The organism is Nitrosomonas sp. (assembly GCF_040256045.1).
In the GTDB taxonomy this organism is placed as follows: domain Bacteria; phylum Pseudomonadota; class Gammaproteobacteria; order Burkholderiales; family Nitrosomonadaceae; genus Nitrosomonas.
Map to the genome: position 1 here is coordinate 14075 of NZ_JBDZWD010000011.1, position 22818 is coordinate 36892.

Consider the following 22818-nt stretch of genomic DNA (forward strand, 5'->3'; position numbering starts at 1 on the left):
GGCTGACCGGCAGGTTGCAAGAACGTACGATTTAGAATTTATAGCCGCGATGGAGTGCAACGACTCCCGCAGTGAGATTGAAATACTCGACCCGTTCAAAACCAACCTGCTGCATGAGCTGTTTCAGTTCTTCCTGAGAGGGGTGCATACGGATGGATTCGGCAAGGTAGCGGTAGCTGGTATCGTCACGGGCAACGATTTTTCCCATGAAAGGTAGTGCCTTGAACGAATAGGTGTCATATAGGGGCTGCAAAGGTTTCCATACCTTGGAAAATTCCAGTACGATGAGCGACCCTCCAGGGGACAGTACCCGCCACATTTCCCGAAGAGCTGCATCTTTATGCGTCATGTTTCTCAAACCGAAAGCGACACATACTCGATCAAAATAATTATCCGGAAAGGGCAGCTTTTCAGCATCACATTGTGCAACGGGTATGCTTTTACCGTCATTCAGCATACGATCACGACCGATTGACAGCATGGAGTTATTGATATCCGTCAACCAGACTTCACCCGTGTTGCCTGTTTTTTCAAGAAAAAGCCGGGTCAGATCAGCGGTTCCGCCCGCGATATCGAGTACTTTATCCCCAGGTTTGGCACCGCTGACATCAATCGCAAACTTTTTCCACAAGCGGTGCAATCCCATGGACATGAGATCGTTCATCAGATTGTAGCGTGCTGCTACAGAGTGAAAGACTTCTGCAACCTTGCGAGCTTTTTCCGTTTCCGAGACGGTTGTGAAACCAAAGTGTGTGGTATTCGTCATTCTGGAGGTATGTTGTACTGAGGGGTTGATCGATATCTGGCAAACAGGATTATCCTGTTTCGCGACTGCCACCGGCAGCCTGCAGTCGCTGCAGGTAATCCTGCCACATAGTTTCCTGATTCAGTCCGTAATCATAGAGCAGATCCCAGGAATACAGACCGGTATTATGACCATCAGAAAAATCCAGCCTGACGGCATATCGGCCAACCGGTTCGATATGGGTTATGGTTACATTTTTCTTGCCGGTTTGCAGAATTTCCTGGCCGGGCTCATGGCCGCGAACTTCTGCAGAAGGTGAGTAGACACGCAAAAATTCACACGGAAAGTTGAATGCCTTGCCATCGTTGAATACCACGCTTAATACACCCGATTTACGGTGCAGTTTCAATTCTGTTGGAACAGGCGTCTGTGGATTGAGTCCTGCCACGGATGTCATCCTATGAGTACAAAAAGATTATTCAACTGGAAAACCATAAACAGTTTTATGGTAAAGCTTCTTCCTGCGGTTTACGATCGGCTTTGACCAGATCTTCCCGCTTGGCGCCCAGTAATAACAGTATTGGGCTGGCAATCATGATCGATGAATAAATACCGAACAGAATACCAATCGTCAGTGCCAGTGCAAAGTTGTGCAGTGCTTCTCCTCCGAACAGGAACATGGAAATAACGACCATTTGTGTACTACCATGCGTGATGATCGTGCGTGACATGGTTTCAGTAATGGCATTATCAATGACTTTTGTTACGGTTGCCTTACGCAGCTTGCGAAAATTTTCCCGGATCCGGTCGGAGATAACCACGGATTCATTGACGGAGTAGCCCAGTATCGCGAGCACGGCAGCCAGAACGGTCAGATCGAATTCCCATTGAAAGAAGGAGAAACAGCCTAAGATAACCAACACATCATGCAGATTGGCAATGATACAGGCGACACCGAATTTCCATTCGAATCGGAAAGCCAGATAGGCAACGATACCAATGGAAACGAACAGCATTGCCAGTAAGGCATTTTCCAGCAGTTCATCACCTACTTGTGGACCCACGAACTCTACCCGCTTCATCTCGACTGAAGGATCATCTGCCTTAAGCGCAGTCATGACGGTTTCGGACAGATTACCTCCGGCGTGTTCCAGCTTGACGGGAAGCCTGATCATGACGTCACGGGATGTTCCGAAATTCTGTACGATTGCATCAGACATTCCGATGCCAGCGAGGATCTTACGCGTCTTATCGAGATCGGCAGGTTGCTGGTAGCTGACCTCCATCACAGTACCACCAGTGAAATCTACTGCGAGATTCAGCCCTTTTGTGGCAAGGGAATAAATCGCCAGGATGGAGATAATCAGGGAAAAAGTCATTGAAAACTTTCCCCAGCGGGTAAAGGGAATATCGCGTTCGAATCTGAAAAAATCCATGATTATCCGGTTTCAGTAAATATTTAACGTTTGCTGCTGCTTTTTTTCAGCATTTTGATGGTTCCGATTGGGACATGCGTCAGTTTACGATTTCCGTAAAACAGATTGACCATTGCACGCGAAACAGTGACAGCACTGAAAAGTGTAGTCAGAATTCCCAGGCACAATACGACGGCAAAACCTTTTATCGGTCCACTGCCGAACATCATCAGACCGAGGCCGGCAAGTAATGTGGTGAGGTTCGTATCGATGATTGCATCCCATGCACGCTCATACCCGGCATGGATAGCAGCCTGGGGTGTGGCGCCATGCCGCAATTCATCACGGATCCGTTCGTTGATCAGTACATTGGCATCGATTGCCATACCCACGGTCAGAGCCATTCCGGCCATTCCAGGGAGTGTCAATGTAGCTTGTAAGATTGAAAGCAATCCAATTAGAAACAACAGGTTGGTAGCGAGTGCCACGACAGAGATTATGCCGATAGCCGAGTAATAAATCATGATGAATACGGATACGATCAGGAAGCCGTACAGAGTCGAATTAAATCCTCTTTCTATATTTTCAGCGCCGAGACTTGGCCCGACAGTACGTTCCTCAATGATTTCCATGGGAGCGGCCAGAGCACCGGCACGCAACAGCAGGGCTACATCACGCGCTTCGATACTGTTCATCTGCCCGCTGATCTGTACACGCCCGCCACCGATTTCTTCCCGGATGACCGGGGCGGTAACGACTTCAGTCACATTTTTCTCTACCAGCAGGATGGCCATACGCTTACCCACGTTATTACGTGTCAGCTGTTTGAAAATTCGTGAGCCGTTGTTATCCAGGGTAACGTGAACAGCAGCCTGTCTGTCCTGATCGAAACCGGGTTGAGCATCCGTGATGCGATCACCGGTGAGTAATACCTGCTTTTTGACCAGCAGATGTCCTCCTCCGCGCTCGGAAAGCAGCTCATTCCCGGAAGGTACTGATCCGCGCAATGCAGCATCGATATCACCATCCTCGTCGACCATGCGTACTTCCAGTGTGGCGGTTCTGCCCAGAATATCCTTAGCCTTGGCGGTATCCTGCACACCCGGCAACTGCACGATTACCCGGTCGGCGCCTGCCTGCTGGATGATCGGTTCTGCCACGCCCAGTTCGTTCACCCGGTTGCGCAGAGTGGTGATATTGCGCTGGACTGCAGTATTTTGCATACGTGTCAGTGCTTCAGGCTTGATCGAGGCAATCAGGCGTCGCTCTCCGTTGACATCTTCCGATCGGAAAGTGAGATCTTCAAAGGTTTTTCCGAGTTCAGAAATTGCTTTTTCACGTGCCTGTTCATCACGGAATTTGATGATGATTCTTGAACGATCCCGGTCGATCCCGGCTGAAGGAATTCTCTGTTCGCGCAAGGTGCTGCGCAGATCCGCGTTGTAACGGTCAAGTGCTTTAGTCAATGCACCTGCCATGTCTACCTGCAGCATAAAGTGGACGCCACCCCGCAGATCGAGGCCCAGATACATAGGCAGTGCACCAATATGGCGCATCCATTGAGGGGAATTTGGCAGCAGGTTCAAGGCAACGACGTAATCACTACCCACTTCAGTATCCAGAATATCGCGTGCTTTGATTTGGGTATCGGTATCGGAAAACCGGATCTTGATTCCGGTGGATTCGAGTATCGTTCCGTTGTAGGGTAGGCCATGCTGTTTGAGTACTTGTTCAGTACGCTGCAGAAGGGCCGTATCAGTTTGAATGCCGGTCCGCAAAGGTGAAATCTGAACAGCAGGAGATTCACCAAAAAAGTTGGGCAGGGTATATAGCAATCCAAGCAGTATTGAAACGGCGATAACGATATATTTCCAAAGGGGATAGCGATTCATGATAACCAGTGTTTCAGAAGAAAAAGGGGCGGAAATGCTGCAGCAATCTCATAGAGACCGGTGCTGCTAAACTAATTTTTTTCGCTATCCTGTTTGGAGGGTGCTGAGGAAGATTCAACTTCACTGGTTTCCGTTATGTTGTCTTCAAGTTCATCCTGGCGGGATTCGCCAGCTTTCTGTCTGTTGTTTTTCAGTGCTCGATTGCTTTTACCGGTTTCGACACTTTTCAGTGTTCCTTTGGGTAACAGTGTCTGAACAGAGGATTTGAGAACGATGATTTCGACACCAGTCGCAATTTCCATGGTGATGTAGCTATCGCCAGCACTGACGACTCGCCCCAGTTCACCGCCACTGATGACAATTTCATCTCCCTTCTGTAATCTATTCTGCATTTCTTTCTGTTCTTTGGCTCGTTTTGTTTGCGGGCGGATCAACAGAAAATAGAAAATGACCAGAATACCAATCATGGGCAGAAAGCTCATCAGGGTGGGTTCGGAAGTCTGAGCTGCACCATTGGCAGTCTGGGCAAAAGCTTCTGTTATGAGCATATGATCTTCTCCTTCGATTTGGTAGGGATACAAATTAAACTGAAGCACATTTTAGCATGAAGTCCTGATCAGAAAATTTGCGTGCAAACTGTTCAAACTGACCGGTTTCGATTGCTTTACGGATATCAGCCATAAGTCGCTGGTAGTAATGCAGGTTATGCAGCGAGTTGAGCCGGGCACCCAGCATTTCGCCAGTACGCTGCAGATGGTGCAGGTAAGCACGTGTGAAATGACGGCAGGTGTAGCAATCACAATGTTCATCCGGTGGAGAGGTATCCAACCGGTAGCGGCTGTTACGCAGCCTGAGAATGCCTTGGCTGGTGTAAAGCCAGCCATTGCGTGCATTGCGGGTGGGCAGCACGCAGTCGAACAGATCGATACCCTGCGCTACAGCGTGGACGATATCCTCGGGTGTTCCCACGCCCATCAGATAGCGCGGTTTGTCTGCAGGCAGTTGGGGTGCAGTGTGTCTGAGGATACGCTGCATATCGGCTTTGGGTTCACCCACGGATAATCCGCCGAGGGCGTAGCCGTCGAAACCGATAGCACACAGCCCGGCCGCGGAACGATCGCGCAGTGATTCATACATGCCTCCCTGCACGATACCGAACAGTGCATTCGGGTTACTGGCGTGGGCTGCTTTTGAACGTTCCGCCCAGCGCAGGCTCAGTTGCATGGAAGATTCGGCAGTCTGCATATCGACCGGGTAGGGGGTACATTCGTCAAATATCATGACGATATCCGAATTCAGTATCCGCTGGATCCGCATGGATTCTTCCGGTGTCAGAAAACAGGTATCCCCGTTGACCGGTGAACGGAAACGCACACCTTCTTCACTGATTTTGCGCAGTGCTCCCAGGCTGAATACCTGGAACCCACCCGAGTCGGTCAGGATCGGACCGTCCCAGTGCATGAACCGGTGCAACCCTCCATGCGCTTCAATCACTTCCAGACCGGGGCGCAGCCATAAATGGAAAGTGTTACCCAGAATGATCCCGGCACCCAGGGTGTGCAGCTCATCCGGAGATAAGCCTTTGACTGCACCGTAGGTACCTACCGGCATGAAGGCCGGAGTTTCCATCGCGCCATGGGCAAGTGTCAAAGTTCCTCGGCGGGCTCCCTGGTCACGGCAGTGAAGTTGAAATTTCATGGCTGGCTGTCGATCAGCATGGCGTCACCATAACTGAAAAAACGATAATGATGATCAATGGCATGCCGGTAGGAGCGGCGGATGGTTTCCATCCCGGCGAAAGCTGATACCAGCATCAACAACGTGGAGCGAGGCAGATGAAAATTGGTCAGTAATCGGTCCACGATGCGAAAGCGGAAACCAGGCGTGATGAACAGACTGGTTTCACCGGTACCGGCAACCAGTGTTCCATCGTTAGCCAGCATACAGGCTTCCAGTGCGCGCAGACTGGTGGTACCTACGGCAAGTACGCTGCCACCGGCAGATTTGCACATCCGAATAGTCTCCACCGTTTCTGTCGGGATATGGTATGGCTCGGCATGCATAACATGCTGATCGATATTTTCCACGCGTACCGGCTGAAAGGTTCCTGCTCCGACATGCAATGTGATATAGGCGATTTTCACTCCCAGAGTACGTAATGTTTGCAGTATGGTTTCATCAAAATGCAAGCCGGCAGTAGGGGCTGCAACGGCTCCGCTTTCCTGCGCGAAAACGGTCTGATAGCGGCTTTCATCGGAAACAGTCGCATTTCGCCCGATATAAGGCGGTAGCGGCGTATGTCCAAATTGATCGAGCAATTCGATCAGCGGCTGCGAATGCATGAAACGCAGGGTATAAATATCCTGCTCGCGTGCTTCTACCTGTGCGGTTATCTTGTCTTCCAGCAGCAGTGTGGAGCCAATCACCGGTGCGTGACTGGCACGGATCAGTACCCGTGCCCGATGCGTGTCCAGAATGCGCTCAACCATGACTTCAACTTTACCGCCAGTGGATTTGATGCCTGACAGACGGGCTTTGATGACACGGGTATTGTTGAGCACGATGACATCGCCTCGTTTGAGGTAATCAGGCAGATTTCTGAAAGTGGCATCACGCAAATCAGCGTGCTTGCCGTTTACATACAGCATCCGGCTGTCTGCCCGGTTTGCAAGCGGAAACTGTGCAATCAGCTCATCGGGAAGGTGGAAATCGAAATCATCGGTTTTCATGCTGCGGATTATACCGATGGCAAGCAAGGTAGCCCTATCTTTTGAGGGAAGAATACACGGCGGCAAGAGATTTCTCACCAGAAGCCTTCTGTCAGATCTGAATGACTTGCCTCTTCACTTTGCCTGCAAGCAGTTCATGGAGAACTTAATCAGAGGTTCCTTAAAGGTATAATCGCAATTTTATCATTCCCGCAGAAACTCATTCATCCATGCAAGAAAAATACCACCCCCAGGAAATAGAACGACAAGCTCGGCAGAGCTGGCAGGAAACAGGCATTTTCAATGCGACTGAAATACCGGACAAACCGAAATATTACTGTCTTTCTATGTTTCCTTATCCTTCCGGAAAACTGCACATGGGGCATGTGCGTAACTATACGATCGGGGATGTATTGTCGCGTTATCGCCGTATGCAAGGGTATAACGTCATGCAGCCGATGGGTTGGGATGCATTCGGACTGCCGGCCGAGAACGCTGCGATCCAGAAAGGGGTGCCGCCTGCAAAATGGACTTATGACAATATCGCCTACATGCGCAGCCAGTTGCAAAGCCTGGGGTTTGCCATCGATTGGCAGCGGGAACTGGCCACTTGCGATCCACAATATTATCGCTGGAATCAGTGGTTGTTCCTGCGCATGCTGGAGAAGGGTATTGCCTACCAGAAAACACAGGTGGTCAACTGGGATCCGGTCGATCAGACGGTGCTGGCCAATGAGCAGGTGATTGATGGGTGTGGCTGGCGTACCGGTGCAGTGGTGGAAAAACGGGAAATTCCCGGTTATTACCTGGCCATAACCCGCTACGCAGATGAATTGCTGGCCGATCTGGAAAAATTGCCAGGTTGGCCGGAGCGCGTAAAAACTATGCAGGCTAACTGGATTGGTAAAAGCTTTGGTGTGGACATTACATTCCCACCTGATACTGCTTCCGGCATGCCACAAGCGTTGAAGGTATTCACCACCCGGGCAGATACACTGATGGGGGTGACCTATGTGGCGGTTGCGGCAGAACACGCGGTCGCCTTGCATGCAGCACGCAGTCAGCCTGATCTGGCAGCCTTCATTGAATCCTGCCGGCAAGGTGCCACGATGGAAGCAGAGCTGGCTGTCCAGGAAAAAAAAGGGATGGCCACTGGATTGTATGTCCTGCATCCACTGACCGGTGAGCGCCTGCCGGTATGGGTCACCAACTATGTACTGATGAGCTATGGTGAAGGTGCTGTCATGGCGGTACCTGCACATGACGAACGTGATTTTGATTTTGCCCGCCAGCATTCTCTACCGATCAAACCAGTTATCAGGCCGGAAAATGGCGAGTTATCCGTACCGCTCATTCAGGCCTTTACCGAATATGGGGTGACATTCAATTCAGCTCGGTTTTCAGACTTGAAATCATCGGAGGCGATCGATGCAATTGCAGTGGAACTGGGGCAGAAAGCGCTGGGTGAGAAACGGGTGCGGTATCGCTTGCGCGATTGGGGAGTTTCACGTCAGCGTTACTGGGGCTGTCCGATTCCGCTGATCCATTGTGATAATTGCGGCGTGGTGCCGATAGCGGACGATCAGTTACCCGTTGTACTCCCGGAAGATCTGGTACCGGATGGTTCGGGCAATCCACTGGCAAAAACACCCTCCTTCTATGAATGTACCTGTCCATGTTGCGGGCGGCAGGCACGCCGAGAAACCGATACCATGGATACATTCGTCGATTCCTCATGGTATTTCATCCGTTATGCCTGTTCGGATCAGCCTGCTGCCATGACCGACCAGCGGGCAAATTACTGGTTGCCGGTCAATCAGTATATCGGCGGAATCGAGCATGCCATTCTGCATTTGCTGTATTCGCGTTTCTGGAGCAAGGTCATGCGCGATCTGGAACTGGTGTCGTTCGATGAGCCTTTTGCCAATCTGTTGACTCAAGGCATGGTGCTGAATGAGATATTTTTTCGTAAAACCGGCAGTGGGCGTATCCAGTATTTCAATCCGGCAGAAGTGGATGTACAGCATGACGCAGAAGGAAAAAGAAGCGGTGCTATTTTGCGGGCGGATGGTCAGCCGGTTGAATCCGGAGGTATCGGCACCATGTCAAAATCGAAAAACAACGGGATCGATCCGCAGGAAATCATCGAGCAATATGGGGCAGATACTGCACGACTGTTCATGATGTTTGCCAGCCCACCGACACAAACGCTGGAGTGGTCCGATGCGGGTGTCGAAGGTGCTTTCCGTTTTCTCAAGCGGTTGTGGAGACAGGTTTATCTGCACAAACAGCAGGGTGGCGAAGCTGCTGCGACTACTACCCCGGTACCGTATCAGGAATATCCGGCTGATCTGCGGGATTTGCGTTGCCAGTTGCACCAGACGATCGTTAAGGTGACGGATGATCTTGAACGGCGTCATACTTTCAATACCGCGATTGCGGCCATCATGGAGCTGATGAACGAGCTGTCCGATGTGCAAGGTACTCATCCAGCTGCACGCCAATTAATGCAGGAAGCTTTGGAAAATATCGTATTGCTGCTTTCACCCATCGTTCCACATATCTGCCATGCACTGTGGCGTGAGCTCAGACCGGGTACTGAACTGCTCGATCAACCCTGGCCACAGGCAGATGATCAGGCATTGATCCAGGATGAAATTGAAATTGTCGTCCAGATCAATGGCAAATTGCGTGGACAGATACGTATTGCCAGAGAAGCAGACCGGCCTGCTGTTGAACGAGCGGCTCTGGAAGACGAACATATACAAAAAAGTATGGCCGGCCGGCCCGTCAAGAGAATCGTCGTTGTGCCGGGAAAATTGGTCAATATCGTTGTTTAGCGAAAGAGGTTTTATATATGACGACATTCCGAACTCTGATGGCTGTTTCGCTTGTACTCGGGCTGGCTGCTTGCGGTTTCAAACTGCGGGGACAGGTTTCCGAACTTCCTTTTGAACGGGTTTACATCAGGGCACCTGCAGGACAGACCATTGGTTCCGATCTGGAACGGGTGATCAGTACGCATACCCGGGTCAAGGTCGTCAATAAAGCTGAGAAATCCGAAGCAATCATTCAGATCGTTCATGCAACCAAGGAAAAAAGAATCCTGTCGCTGTCGGAGAGTGGAAGAGTGCGTGAGTTTGAGCTGATCTATCGGGTAGCTGCCCGGCTGCTCGATGCGCACAATGCTGAACTGGCATCTCTGCAGGAAATCAGACTGACCCGCATTCTTCCTTTCCTGGATGCACAAGAGCTGGCAAAGGCGGCAGAGGAGGAGATGCTGTACAAGGATATGCAGAAAGATGCCGTGCAACAGATTCTTCGTCAGGTTTCAGCAGTCACATCTGCCAGATAAAGCGGTAGCGTATGCGATTGGATCCTGAGCATCTTGCCAGACAGCTTGATGGAAGTATCGCACCGTTGTATGGGGTACTCGGGGATGAGTTGCTGTTGGTAATGGAAACCGTCGACAGGATCCGTGCGTATGCCAGGGAGCAAGGCTACACCGAACGTACCATCTTGACTACCGATCAGCGTTTTGACTGGGGGAATCTGTCCCAGTGGGGATGGCAATCCTCACTGTTCAGTGAAAGGCGTATGCTTGATTTACGTATTCCTTCCGGAAAACCGGGCAGAGAAGGTAGCATAGCGATCGAAACATTCTGCCGGGAGTTACCGCATGATACTGTGACTATCGTTACTTTACCGGAAATCGACAAACAGGGACGTGCAAGCAAGTGGTTCAAGGCGCTTGAACATACAGGTCAGATAATTGAAGTAAAACCGGTTGGGCGTGACCGGCTGGCACACTGGATAAAACAGCGCCTCGACCGGCAGAACCAGAGGATTGATCGGGATACGCTGCAATTCTTTGCGAGCAAAATTGAAGGTAATCTGCTGGCAGCCCACCAGGAAATCCATAAACTTGGGCTACTCTATCCACCTGGCCAACTGACTTTCGAACAGGTCAAGAATGCTATTTTCGACGTCACCCGCTTTGATGTGTTGCAGTTACCAGAAGCCATGCTAGCGGCTGATATGGTGCGTTATCGCCACATTCTGGAAGGATTGCAAGGGGAAGGGGCGGCACCTCCATTGATTCTGTCTATTTTGTCAGAACAGATTCGTTTGCTGATAAAAATTCACGTGCTTAAAAACTCCAGCCGGGGTATGACAATCGAACAGGCCATGACGGCATTACGGATATGGCCTGCCAAACAAAAACTGATGACGGGGGCGGTTCAGCGCATACGCTATCCCTTACTGGTACAAGCACTGTTGCAGGCAGCGGCCATCGATCGGATCATCAAGGGAGTAGTGCAAGGAGATATCTGGGAGGAATTGTTGAATCTCGGAATCTGTTTTGCTGCTGATGACAGCTTCAAGGCTGCTGGAAGAAATGGTTTTCCATCCATTATCAACTTATCTTTAAAGTAAATGAAAGCAAATATTGTGTGGCAGGAAGGAGTTAGTTTTCTCGGACAAGCCGGGAGCGGGCACTCTGTACTAATGGACGGTGCACTGGAAGCAGGCGGAAAGAACTTAGGGCCGCGTCCCATGGAAATGATATTACTGGGTTTGGGTGGTTGTACCGCTTTCGATGTAGTGCATATTCTGCGTAAGGGTCGACAGGCAATTACCGACTGCCGGGTCGGGATGGAGGCACAGCGTGCAACAGAAGATCCCAAAGTGTTTACCCGTATTCACCTGCATTTCATTATTACGGGAAAAGATCTCGACCCCCGGCAGGTGGAACGGGCGATCAATCTTTCTGCCGAGAAATACTGTTCTGCTTCCATGATGCTGAAAGCAACAGTGGAGATCACGCATGATTATGAAATTATTGTTGGATAAGCAGGCCCCTGCAAGGATACAGCGCGACAAGCCAGAATTATAATTTTGCAGAGTTTCCCCGGGGTAATCCCATACCACCGGGAAAATAGATATCAGGCTGGTTTCGAATCTGCTGGACAATAAAATTTGATTCTGATAAAAATAGCAGGCGCTGGTTTTTCAAAAATGGAAGCCAGGCAGCAAGTGACTTATAGAAAGACTATATATTCTTAACTTTATGGGAGACGAAAAATGAAGCTTTCACTTGTATTGGCTGCTGCACTGGCTATAACAACTTTTCTGACTGCCTGTATGGATCCTAAACCTGCACAGTATCCACCAAGCATGTCAATGGAACGCGATTCCATGCCCGATAATGTAGACAAGGCAGAAAAAGACAACAAAAACTGAGAGAGATATGATTCAAATTTTCTAACCGCCCTTCCGGGCGGTTTTTTTATCCGGTATTTCTTTTTCTCACTCAATCAGTTTGATCAGGAAAGAAATATTCAGCCGGCGCTGGCGTGCCTATGTAATATCCCTGAGCAAAATCGATGTCCATCTTATCTAAGATACTCAATATTTCTTTGCTTTCAACGAATTCTGCGGTGATCTTTTTACCAAATCCCTTTGCTACGGTACACAGAGCGCTGACGAGTATTTGATCATCCGGGTTGCTGGCAAGATTGCGGATGAATGTGCCGTCGATCTTGACTGCATCAACCGGTAATTCGCGCAGATAGTAGAAAGAAGAGAAACCTACGCCAAAATCATCCAGGACAAATCCACAACCCAGTTGCTTCAGATCGCGCAAAAGGCTGCGTGTCCCGGGGAGATTATCCAGTGCAGCAGTTTCCGTTATTTCGAATATCAACAAACTTGGATCGATATGGCAGGTAGAGAGAGCCTGGTTGATGGCGGGTAATAGTTCCGGATCGTTAAAGGCATGTGCCGACAAATTGATAGACAAGCTGATCCGACTGGTTCCTTGATTGATTCTGGCAGCAAGGGCAATTGCCTTGCGGAGTACCAGATGATCGATCCTGTGGATAAGTCCGGTATGCTCTGCTGCATGGATGAATGCAGCCGGAGAATGGATCGTTCCGTCTTCATCCCGCATGCGCAGCAAGACCTCATAATAATGAATCGATCTGCTGCTCAGGGATTGGATAGGTTGCAGATAAAGCAGATACTGGTCATTCGTATGAGCATATTCAATTTTCTCTTTCCAGTAAACTAGCGTGTGCACCCGTTCTCGTGCCTGATCGATACTGGAGTACACATGCCAGGTTCCACGCCCTGTTTCTTTGGCCTGGTACATGGCAAGGTCAGCAGCTGCCAGTAAATCGTGGACATTATTTCCATGTTCGGGAAAAATTACGATCCCGATACTGGCTGAGATGCTGTGGGTTCTGCCATTGAATGACAGTTGCGTTTCTCCCAGGCGGGCAAGAATCTTTTTTGCAACTTCGATGGCTGCTTCAGGGGTGATTTCCGGCAAGATGACAGCAAATTCATCTCCACCCAGCCGTCCCGCGATATCAGCGGTGCGAATCGTGCGAGATAGCATGCCAGCGACCATTTTCAACATGGTATCACCCGCCTGATGGCCGCTGGTATCATTTACGAACTTAAACCGATCCAGATCGAAAAACAGCAGTGCTCCGGGGTGCTGGTATCTTTCTGCCCAGCCGAGTATCTGCTCCAGTTCTTCGCTGAATCGACGACGGTTATACAGATTTGTCAATGGATCGTGATCTGCTAGCCACGCCAGATGGCCTTCCACACGTTTGTATTCGGTAATGTCCAGCCCAACCGACAGAATTGCCGAAGGATCATCCTTGGATTGCCACGTCAGGCGTGAATGAAGCCAGGCAATGTGCCGTTTTGAATCATCTTTACATATCACGACAGCTTCATGTCGTAATTGATCACGCTGTCCCTGGCGAATTTCCAGCAAATGCAGATCGAGATTATATTGCTCGCTATCGGACGCAAGCAGTTCCAGAAAATGTCTGCCTTGCAGCTCACTCTCGCTGTAGCGAGTCAGCATCTCCCCGTAAGCATTGAGCATCACTATCTTTCCACTGGCATCCTGTGTCAGGACGATAACTTGTGCAGTATCAAGCAGATTTTCGATGAAATCTTTCTCTTTGCTGAGTTCATCACGCTGGCTGATCAGCATTTTGGTGCGGTAGGCAATTTTTTCTTCCAGGCTCTCAAGCTTATGAGAAAGTGCCAATGATGCATCATGCATGAGATCAATTTCATCTTTGAAGAGACGTTTCTTCCAGCGAGAGGCAAGCGTACTGCGAAAACTACCGAAGCCGCCACCGGCCAGCAGAGGCATGATGGAAGCGATATGCTTAAGCAGTGATAACGATGTGGTGAGTATGCTGAACAGGATGATTCCAGAAAGTAACAAACTGCCCAGACCAATGACGATGATACGCCAGATAGAATCCTGAATTGCCCGAACGGTATCGGTTACTTCAGTGATAATAACCAGCTGTGCTTGGTCAGCTATACGAATACCCTGCAGAGGCAGCAGCTTTATCTGATGATACCGGCTGCTCCATTTATTCTGAATACCTTGACCGATGATTTTCAAATCGGGGTAGGTCATGGCTGCTTTTTTCAGAATAGCAAAATTTTTTTTGCTGTCCGTCATGGCTGCGATATAAACATCCCATTCGGGGATACTCATGCTGCCATTATTGAATGATTCACCTTCATGTGCGGGAATAAGCGTGTTCTTGACAAACAATCCGATATCCGAGCCCGATGCACGTTTGAAATTTAGGAATACGTCGACCAGGGATGATCCGATGACGATAGTGCCGACACGTGTACTTTCAACCAGTAAAGGCTCGATTATGTACTGAGTGCAGCTCTCCACACATATCATCAGAGTGGCAGGCTGTTCATGCAGGTTGACTTCACGTATATGATCAAGAATGAGGTTATCGCGATAGTTGTTGGCTTCGAAATTACCCCACTTTGCCAGGAGCGAATCAGATGAATCATAAAAGCGCACATCTTCAATATCATTTTGAATCTGAAACAACGTCCAGTACCGATCAAATGTATCGAATACTTTATCCGCCATTCCTGATAGAAGACTCGGTTCCATATCCTTCAGGTAGGGAATGATCCTGACCAGTCCGTGCAAATTTTCAGAATTACGACCAATCAGGCTTTCTATTTCTCTGGCATAGCGCCGATACTTTGCTTCTCTTTCCTGATCGATACTGTCAATCAGACTTTGATAATTGATGACACTGAAAATTGTTACCACAAGCAGTAGAATCAGACTGCTCAGAAGTGAAATTTTCCAGTTTAATCCGATAAATATTTTTGAAGCTTTTTTACCGGCTTTTTTTTGAATATCTGAATCCACGAAGGCAACGGATTTGATTAAGTGATGATTCAGAAACGGTAGGAAGCCTGTACAGCGAACAGATTCCAGTTTTTCCCAGTATGGGACATATCGGGATTATCTAGCGGAGATAGCCAAGCCGTTCCGTTGATCCGATGATATTCTGTACTCAACATGATGGCAGGCGTAATATTCCAGCGCAATCCTATTGTGAGATCCTTGGCATATTGATTGTGGGCCGGATACAGATAACCGGTACTGGCAGCAAATTTTTTACCACTACGATCTTTTCTGTTAGTGAAGAGCAAATCATAACGTAGTACTGCTTCCCAGTTTGGATAAAACCGATAGACACCTTGCAGATAAAAACTCTCACCTGTAAAACTTTGCTGGAAAGCTGCGTCATTGCCAAAATCTTTCCAGGAAAGATGGCGTAGCGCATATTCGGATGTTATGCTCCAACGTTCTGCATTATATTGCGCGGACAAAATTAGAGGCGAGAATCTGAATGAGCCATTAAGAAGAATATCGTTATAGCCTGGGCTATACCCCACATTAGCCTGAGCCCCACTTATTGCCAAACGGAGTTTTCCATCTGCCTGCTCATAAAGTATCCGACCAATATATGATAACTTTGTTTTAAGATCTCCACGGCGTTGTAATGATCGTAACACCGATATCTCAGTATCACGACCGTCTACTTGGGGAAAAGCAGCTCCAAATTGTACGGTAATATTTCCCCAGTCCGCGCGCGATTCTCCGTATACCTGAATCCCATCTGAAGCTAGTGCAAGATTGCGAGTACGATCGAAATAGATTGACTGAGGCAGCAGTATGCTCGGGCGAGTAAATGGTACATCGCGTGTATCGTTATAAAACCCGAATGGATTCTTCATCCTGCCCAGACGTATGCCGATTTCAGCTGCAGGTGTATTGGCGAAATTATAATCTAGAAAACCGAAATCAATGTGGATGCCACCGTTGCTGCCTTCTCCAGCTCTGCGATGGAGTAATTGACCGGATAATTGCAGTTTTGGTGAGGGACGCAAAGAAGCCGTCAGGCCAATTTCCCGGAAATCGAGACTGCCAGAATCGTTACTGTGACCAAAAAAATTGTTCTTATTCGTCTTGATGTAGCCCTGGCTCAGAAAACCATTCAGTTTGAAAAGATCCAGGTTTTGTAATTTAGGCAGCTCTTCCGCCAGAACGGATCTGGCCAGAAAAATCAGTGACAGGGCTGAGCTGCCTAAAAAGAAAGCTATAGTTGAAAATCTGCTGTTACTCATCGATATGAACGACCTGGACACTATCATTAATCATACTTCCACTCAAATAACCAATTGCACCCGGTGTTGATGCAATTCTGGCACGCATTTCTTCTTCAGTATGTACGACAAACGGTGCTTGTCCGGTTCCGGAATAGACCATGCGATCCCACGCCGATCTCAATTGATAAGGAAAAAGATTTAGTTTTTGTTTTGTGAAGACACTATGTAACGGTGCATCATCCGGTAAGACAAAAACTCTGACAGGTAGACCATTCTGCCAAGCTCTGAGACGCATACCAAAAATAGAACGTAACAGATTTTTAGAAAGATAATTCGAGTTGATGCCGGGATGGGTAATGACTTCGACTGAGTCGTTAAAGGATTGAGCGTTACCTGCGAACGAAAATGTGACCAACAAAGTGAGAAAAAAAATACCCCGGAACCAATAACCCAAAAATCCCATCACAATAATGAATACTATCGATGCCGACAGTTTCCGGATATATAAATATTATTGATATGAGTCGATTTAAGTTCTTTTTTATGTATGCCAGTCAAGTTCATGGGCCAGATTTTTCCATGATCGGTAATAAGCTCCCAGAGTGAACGATGATCCTGATACATTCGATCAAGTAAATCAGGCAGATAAAGATAATAAGGAGTACGAAGACCATGATAATCGGCTGGTGGGCCGATTGGATTCATTTGTAAGCTGTAAAAACCTAGTAATTTATTTAAAGCTGGCTCCATGGCCGAAATTAAATGGTAGATATTATTTCGTGCACATAATTGTATAAGTCCGACAACAAGCCCGAGCATCGGATGCGGAAAGCGACGGCGTTCCTGTGCTTTGCATCCTATTTCAGTAGATTGTGATAGCATATGGCGCTCGCCTTTTCGTTTGAAAAAATCGCTGAGAATAGCAAAGCGCGATACTTCAGTAGTATGTTTCCGAGACGATGAATCCAGAACAAAGCCAGGATAAAAATGAGTGTTGAGCTCTGTCGGAAATTTATCCATAGGATCGAGCGGATTGGGCAGGATCAACCTGGTTGTGCCAATGAAAGTATTGGTTGGCCGATGGCGCAATAAAAAATGGATTGAGTGACTGTCATATTGATCACTCTCCAACTCGTTTGGATAATTGTTAGTGTCAAACCCGGGAATGACATTGTGAACACACAAAATCCGATAGCGTAAATCGAACACCGTTTTAAGTAATTCCGGTGTGTTAGCTTCAATGATTTCAAAATACTGATGAAAAGCTGCTTCGATATCGTTCATACTTTTCCTTGGTCAGGCTGTATTTAAGAAGGTCTGAGATTCAAATCAGATTTTATTACTGGAATTAGTTTCCAATTCAGGGAATATATGAACGATATGACTTTATATTTTTTCCTGGGACCAGCATTATTGTTACTTATTGCATTTCTTTCATATATTTACATGTTATCCGGCCTGAATTCAGATAAACATGTCGTTAAAATAAAACGTACTTTACTATACTGGTGTCGCCAAAATATGACAAGCTAATGGTTGGCTGTTTTCAATGTCGGGAGCCCATTTATTGAATGATCGCTACTTTTTATCAGGATTAATCTTCTTTTTATTTACGGCCGGAACTGATAAGGAATCATGAGCTGCGAAGTGTTTAGAATCAGATAAAAATTAAACTTTTATCGGATGATGCTGCTTGAACCAGTACTCCAGCATCATCAGCAGCCATACCATCGTGCCATGATAGCTGGCATGCTCATGAAGATGACGGTCAAGCAACCGGTCAATGAAATCTTTGCGTATGATGTTGCGTGATTTGAGATCATTCAGGCTGTCCGCAGCAATTTCCCGTAAAGGTTTATGTGCCTGGAGCCAGACACCAAATGGTAAACCAAATCCCTGTTTTTGTTTGGTAATGATCTCATCCGGCAGGAAGCCGCGCAGCGCCTGTTTAAAGAAATAGCGCAGCTGCGTTCCTCTCAGTTTTTGTTCGGGAGCAAGTGCAAGAGAAAAAGCGAGCATTTCATCATTGGCGAACGGGAAAGCTACTTCCACGCCAGCCAGATGACAGGCCTGGACAACCTTGGGGAAATCATTATCTGCCAGCGTGAATTTCCAATCAAAGGCAAGCATGCGGTTAATCAGGCTGCGTGCATGAGATACATCCTGATAGGCGCGCTCAATCAGCAGAGTAGGATATGCCGTATCGATCTTTTCCAGTAATTCCGGTGAAAATACAGCTTCAAATCCGTAGTATGTTAATAGATTGTAAGTTTCCATACGATGAGGCATGGGAACCATTGCCTGCGCAACATAGCTTCGTGCCTTGCGCAGCAGTTTAGGCCCTTTGTCTTCTGGAAGAGATAAAATAAGGGGAGAAAGCAGATAATTTCTCAGAGCTGCCGGGATTTTGTCATAAAGTGAAAAAATGTATTGTTTTGCATAACGTACATTACCACCGAACAGTTCATCACCCCCATCGCCACCGAGCAGCAAATCGAGTCCGTCATTTTTGGCCATGCGTCCGCAGTAATAGGCTGGAAGCGCTGATGCATTACCAAAAGGCTGATCGAAAATCGAAGCAATCAATGGGATTGTTTCTACAACATCGTCTGGTGTGACATAGTATTCGTGATGGTCGGTTGAGAAATGTTGAGCGGCAATACGTGCGTAATACATTTCATCGTAGCCAGTAGCTTCAAAGCCAATCGAATAGGTTTTGGCAGGTTCGCCAGTAATTTCTGTCAGTATTCCCGCCAGAGTGGAACTGTCTGTCCCGCCACTCAGGAATGTACCTGCTTTCTGGCCCTGTACCACTTCACTGACACTCTTTCTGAGCAAGGCAAGAAATTCCTGTTGAAGTTCCGGAAAAGGACGTTTGATATCTTCATCAAACCGAATCTGTGTATAACGGCCGGTTTCCGTACAGCCATCATGGAAATAAAGATACTCGCCGGGAAGCAGGCGTTTCTGAGTCAGATAAATAGTACCCGGACCCGGTATCATGTGAAAGTAAAGGTAGTTGAACAACCCTTGCGGATCAATTTCAGCGCTGGCTTGAGGATGAGTGAGCAGAGCATCGGCAGAAGTACCAAATAGAATTCCGTCGTCACCCAGCGACTGATAATAAAGTACGTGTGTACCCAGTGGATCGATGGCCAGAGCAACTTCACATGCATGATTGTCTACGATACAACAAACAAATTCGCCAGCAAGATCAGAGAAGGCTTGCCTGCTTTTCTGCCGCCACCGGTCTGCAAGTGCCGCAGCCATCCCTTTAGCATTGATGGCTGCCTGAAGATCTGCATTTCGGGATTTTATCCTTCCCCAGATCCCAACCAGCAACCCTTCTTTTTCATACAGATGTGCATAGCTTGCTTTTGCAGAAACGGAGAGGGCAGCATTGCCTCGTGCCGCTGCCTGTACAGGGGTATCATCAAATCGGATCAGCAAACGAGTCATGCGATCAATGATCTGCTGATTCTCGATTGCCGAGTGATCTGTTCCCAGCCAGCCACATATTCCACTCATATCATTCCTTATTCAATGTTGAATTCATGCAATCCCCGGATACGATTTCAACACAGTTGTTCTATTACGCTGTTGCGAATCATCATTTGCCAAATATATCGTGCGATTGATCATTACCCGCAATATACCGGTAGATAGCTGTTCTCAGGTAATTAACCGGATCATCCACCGCAGCAGATACCAATTTGGTAAATTTTCTCAGATCAGAACTTCCAGTGGAGCAGGATGGCTGAGAAAAGCAGTTGGGCTGGCAGTCAGTCCGTAAGCTCCCGACTGGAACACGACGACCAGATCTCTGAGTTCAGCCTTGGATAATTCCATCCGGTCAGCGAGCAGATCCAGTGGTGTGCAGAGAGGACCTACTACTGAAACGATTTCGGTTTCATCAGTTTTCATTTTATTGCCAATGGCAACCGGATAATTTTTGCGAATGACCTGGCCGAAATTTCCGGATGCTGCCAGATGATGGTGCAGCCCGCCATTGGTGACAAGGAAAATCTGCCCTCTCGATATTTTTTTTTCCAACACTTGGCAAACATAAATACCTGCTTCAGCCACGATATAGCGCCCCAGTTCGACCACGAACCGGATGGCTGAGAATTGAGAGGGGATCTTTGCCAGCAACTGCTGCAGATTGGTTCCCACAGCATTCAAGTCCAGCGGGTTTTCACCGGGAAAATAAGGTACGCCAAATCCGCCTCCGATATTGATGGTACGAACAGGTACGGGTGAGGTAGAAGCAAGCTGTAAGCCCAGTTGCAGTGTTTTTTCATGAGCTTCCCGCAGGGCTTCGACCCGGAGATTCTGTGATCCGCTGAAAATATGCAACCCCTCAAAATCGAACCTGAGCTGTGCGATACGTTGCAGGACCGCCGGAACACGTTCGGCATCGATACCAAACTGTTTGGAACCTCCCCCCATTTTCATGCCGGAGGATTTCAGCTCGAAATCAGGGTTGACCCGTACCGCGATTTTGGGCTGGAAACCGGTCTCTTCTGTCAGTTGTGCGATCGTTTCCAACTCATGCTCGGATTCCACATTGATGACAATGCCTGCTGCAATGGCGCACATCAGCTCCTGACGACTTTTACCCGGCCCCGCAAAACTGATGTTTTCGGGGGTAATGCCAGCATCCAGTGCCACTTTCATTTCGCCAATCGAAGCTACATCCATGCCATCCACCAGCCCGGCCAAATGCTGTACTACGGCGGGCATAGGATTGGCTTTCATGGCGTAATGCAGATGAATACCCGCCGGCAAATGCTGCCTGAGAAATTGAATGCGTGCAGAAATCAGTTTGCGATCGTAAGCATAGAAAGGCGTACTTCCGATACGTTGCGCCAGGCGCGTGAGCGGAATATCACCGATGACGAGACAGTGGTCGCGTATCGGAAACTGGGTCATCGGTACATGTTTTGGATGCGTCATGATTCTTCTACCTGAAAAGCCTGCTGAAATTCACCGGCCAGCATTTTTCGGTCGATTTTTCCGTTCGGATTACGGGGTAAACCAGTCTGCCTCAATTCGATCAAGCCCGGTTGCATGAAAGCAGGCAAATGTTGTTTGCAAGCTGATTGCAGCATATCCCGGTCGAGTTCGAATCCGGTTCTGGGAACGGCTACGACCACGATAGCCTGGCCGAGGGTGGGGTGGGGTACCCCGAAAGCAGCTGCTTCGGCAACTTTTTCAGTTGCATAAACAACTTCTTCCACTTCAGTCGGGCTGACACGGTAGCCGGAGGTTTTGATCATATCATCGCTTCGGCCAATGAAATACAGATAACCCTCATCATCTATGCGTACCGTATCACCCGACCAGACCGCAAGTTCGGGAATGGTCAATCCGGATTGACGGGGAGTCAGCGGCCGGAAGCGTGCTGCTGTTTTATCTGCATCGTTCCAGTAACCCAGTGAAACGAGCGGCCCTCGGTGCACCAGTTCACCCGGTTCACCCGGCGCGCAATGGGAACCATCTTCGCGCAGCACCATGACTTCAGCATTGGGAATTGCTTTACCCATGGAATCCGGTCGTTTGTCCACTTGCTCGGGAGGGAGATAGGTCGAGCGAAAAGCTTCGGTCAGACCATACATCAGAAAGATTTGTGTATCGGGTAGTGCACCGCGCAGACGTGCCAAGGTAATACGGGGCATTGCGCCGCCTGAATTAGTAATATAGCGCAGACTCTGCGCATCTTTCCAGTCCAGTTGTGCCAATTGTGACCACAATGGCGGTACTGCGGCCAGTCCGGTTATCTGTTCCTGCCTGATTGTGGTGAGAATATCGCGTGGCAGCAGATAATTCATCAGAATAGCGGTGGCTCCGGTATAAAACGCAGTATTCAGTTGGTTCAATCCATAGTCGAAGCTAAGTGGCAATACTGCCAGTATCCGATCATCAGGCCGGTTATTCAGATATTGGGAAACACTCACAGCTCCAGTTACCAGATTGCGATGAGAAAGCACCACTCCTTTGGGCTTGCCGGTACTTCCCGAAGTATACAGAATTGCAGCCATATCGCTATCGATGCAGCAAGATAGCCGGGTAACACCTGAAAATGTTTGTATCTGTTGCCATGAAACTACATTCAATCCGGGAAGGGGTGCTTCTTGCAAATCGCCGGTGATAATCACGGTATGCAGATCATGGCATTGCGATAATACCGGCTTGAGCAGATCAAGTCTCTCAATGGAAGTAATCAATATCCGCACATTGCAATCTTTGAGGATATAGGCAACCTGCTCGGCTTTGAGTAGCGGATTGACAGGAACGAATGCTCCCCCTGCAGCAGATGCGCCAGACAGTGCGATGACCGTTTCGAGTCGTTTCTCGAGATAGACAGCCACACGCTCCCCGCGACCAAGCCCAAGTGTATGCAAGGCACTGGCAATCGATTGCACTGCTTCAGATAATGCAATATAGGAGAGATGCCGCTTCTGATCGATCAACGCAGTAGAATCGGGATTGCGGGCGGCTGACTGATAAATCAGTTCATGAAAAAGGCTAGGCATCAATTAGGTATATAGTACAAGTCATAAAATAACTGAATTCTA

Annotated in this window: 19 protein-coding genes; 5 read left to right on the forward strand and 14 right to left on the reverse strand. The window is 48.3% G+C overall.

Annotated elements, in window-relative coordinates; translation table 11 throughout:
• Positions 1–31 precede the first annotated feature (31 nt).
• The 7 genes from ubiE to queA all read right to left on the reverse strand — a co-directional run bounded on the left by ubiE (position 32) and on the right by queA (position 6781).
• A complete protein-coding gene (ubiE, locus tag ABUL11_RS03555; protein ID WP_350282487.1) occupies positions 32–766 on the reverse strand; it encodes a bifunctional demethylmenaquinone methyltransferase/2-methoxy-6-polyprenyl-1,4-benzoquinol methylase UbiE in 735 nt (244 codons plus the stop codon).
• A 49-nt stretch (positions 767–815) separates the two neighbouring features.
• Entirely contained in the window at positions 816–1193 is a 378-nt protein-coding gene (locus ABUL11_RS03560; protein WP_350282516.1) for a gamma-butyrobetaine hydroxylase family protein, read from the reverse strand.
• 55 nt (positions 1194–1248) lie between these two features.
• Positions 1249–2181, reverse strand: a complete 933-nt coding sequence (secF, locus tag ABUL11_RS03565) for a protein translocase subunit SecF (protein ID WP_350282488.1) — start codon at positions 2179–2181, stop codon at positions 1249–1251.
• Positions 2182–2204: 23 nt separating this feature from the next.
• Positions 2205–4052, reverse strand: a complete 1848-nt coding sequence (secD, locus tag ABUL11_RS03570) for a protein translocase subunit SecD (protein WP_350282489.1) — start codon at positions 4050–4052, stop codon at positions 2205–2207.
• Positions 4053–4123: 71 nt separating this feature from the next.
• Positions 4124–4600 (reverse strand): preprotein translocase subunit YajC, encoded by a 477-nt coding sequence (gene yajC, locus ABUL11_RS03575; protein ID WP_350282490.1) that lies wholly within the window; start codon positions 4598–4600, stop codon positions 4124–4126.
• 34 nt (positions 4601–4634) lie between these two features.
• The gene (tgt, locus tag ABUL11_RS03580; protein WP_350282491.1) at positions 4635–5750 is read right to left on the reverse strand and encodes a tRNA guanosine(34) transglycosylase Tgt; all 1116 of its coding nucleotides are present in this window, start codon (positions 5748–5750) and stop codon (positions 4635–4637) included.
• Entirely contained in the window at positions 5747–6781 is a 1035-nt protein-coding gene (gene queA, locus ABUL11_RS03585) for a tRNA preQ1(34) S-adenosylmethionine ribosyltransferase-isomerase QueA (RefSeq protein ID WP_350282492.1), read from the reverse strand. Before queA ends, tgt begins: the two co-directional genes overlap by 4 nt.
• 209 nt (positions 6782–6990) lie before the next feature.
• Here queA and leuS point away from each other — a divergent pair, with 209 nt between their 5' ends.
• The 5 genes from leuS (at position 6991) to ABUL11_RS03610 (ending at position 12004) form a co-directional block, all read left to right on the forward strand.
• Complete coding sequence (gene leuS / locus ABUL11_RS03590) at positions 6991–9600, forward strand: leucine--tRNA ligase (protein ID WP_350282493.1); 2610 nt, start codon at positions 6991–6993, stop codon at positions 9598–9600.
• A gap of 17 nt (positions 9601–9617) precedes the next feature.
• Entirely contained in the window at positions 9618–10115 is a 498-nt protein-coding gene (locus ABUL11_RS03595) for an LPS-assembly lipoprotein LptE (protein WP_350282494.1), read from the forward strand.
• An 11-nt stretch (positions 10116–10126) separates the two neighbouring features.
• Positions 10127–11197: a DNA polymerase III subunit delta gene (gene holA / locus ABUL11_RS03600; RefSeq protein WP_350282495.1), complete on the forward strand. Its 1071-nt coding sequence runs from the start codon at positions 10127–10129 to the stop codon at positions 11195–11197.
• Positions 11198–11614, forward strand: a complete 417-nt coding sequence (locus tag ABUL11_RS03605) for an OsmC family protein (protein WP_350282496.1) — start codon at positions 11198–11200, stop codon at positions 11612–11614.
• Positions 11615–11845: 231 nt separating this feature from the next.
• On the forward strand, positions 11846–12004 hold the full coding sequence (locus ABUL11_RS03610; protein WP_350282497.1) for a hypothetical protein: 159 nt from the start codon (positions 11846–11848) through the stop codon (positions 12002–12004).
• Between the two features lie 70 nt (positions 12005–12074).
• Here ABUL11_RS03610 and ABUL11_RS03615 read toward each other — a convergent pair whose 3' ends face one another.
• From ABUL11_RS03615 to ABUL11_RS03645, 7 genes are all read right to left on the reverse strand, one after another.
• Positions 12075–14891 carry a bifunctional diguanylate cyclase/phosphodiesterase gene (locus tag ABUL11_RS03615; RefSeq protein ID WP_350282498.1) on the reverse strand — a complete coding sequence of 939 codons (2817 nt, stop codon included), beginning with the start codon at positions 14889–14891 and terminating at the stop codon, positions 12075–12077.
• 131 nt (positions 14892–15022) lie between these two features.
• Positions 15023–16258, reverse strand: a complete 1236-nt coding sequence (locus tag ABUL11_RS03620) for a hypothetical protein (protein ID WP_350282499.1) — start codon at positions 16256–16258, stop codon at positions 15023–15025.
• Positions 16251–16703, reverse strand: coding sequence for a type 2 periplasmic-binding domain-containing protein (locus ABUL11_RS03625; RefSeq protein ID WP_350282517.1), 453 nt, complete (start codon positions 16701–16703; stop codon positions 16251–16253). Before ABUL11_RS03625 ends, ABUL11_RS03620 begins: the two co-directional genes overlap by 8 nt.
• Before the next feature lie 14 nt (positions 16704–16717).
• A complete protein-coding gene (locus ABUL11_RS03630) occupies positions 16718–17524 on the reverse strand; it encodes a PEP-CTERM/exosortase system-associated acyltransferase (RefSeq protein WP_350282500.1) in 807 nt (268 codons plus the stop codon).
• A 384-nt stretch (positions 17525–17908) separates the two neighbouring features.
• Entirely contained in the window at positions 17909–19768 is a 1860-nt protein-coding gene (locus tag ABUL11_RS03635; protein ID WP_350282501.1) for an asparagine synthetase B family protein, read from the reverse strand.
• 198 nt (positions 19769–19966) lie between these two features.
• Positions 19967–21196 carry a pyridoxal-dependent decarboxylase, exosortase A system-associated gene (locus ABUL11_RS03640; protein WP_350282502.1) on the reverse strand — a complete coding sequence of 410 codons (1230 nt, stop codon included), beginning with the start codon at positions 21194–21196 and terminating at the stop codon, positions 19967–19969.
• On the reverse strand, positions 21193–22776 hold the full coding sequence (locus ABUL11_RS03645; protein ID WP_350282503.1) for an acyl-CoA ligase (AMP-forming), exosortase A system-associated: 1584 nt from the start codon (positions 22774–22776) through the stop codon (positions 21193–21195). Before ABUL11_RS03645 ends, ABUL11_RS03640 begins: the two co-directional genes overlap by 4 nt.
• Positions 22777–22818 lie beyond the last annotated feature (42 nt).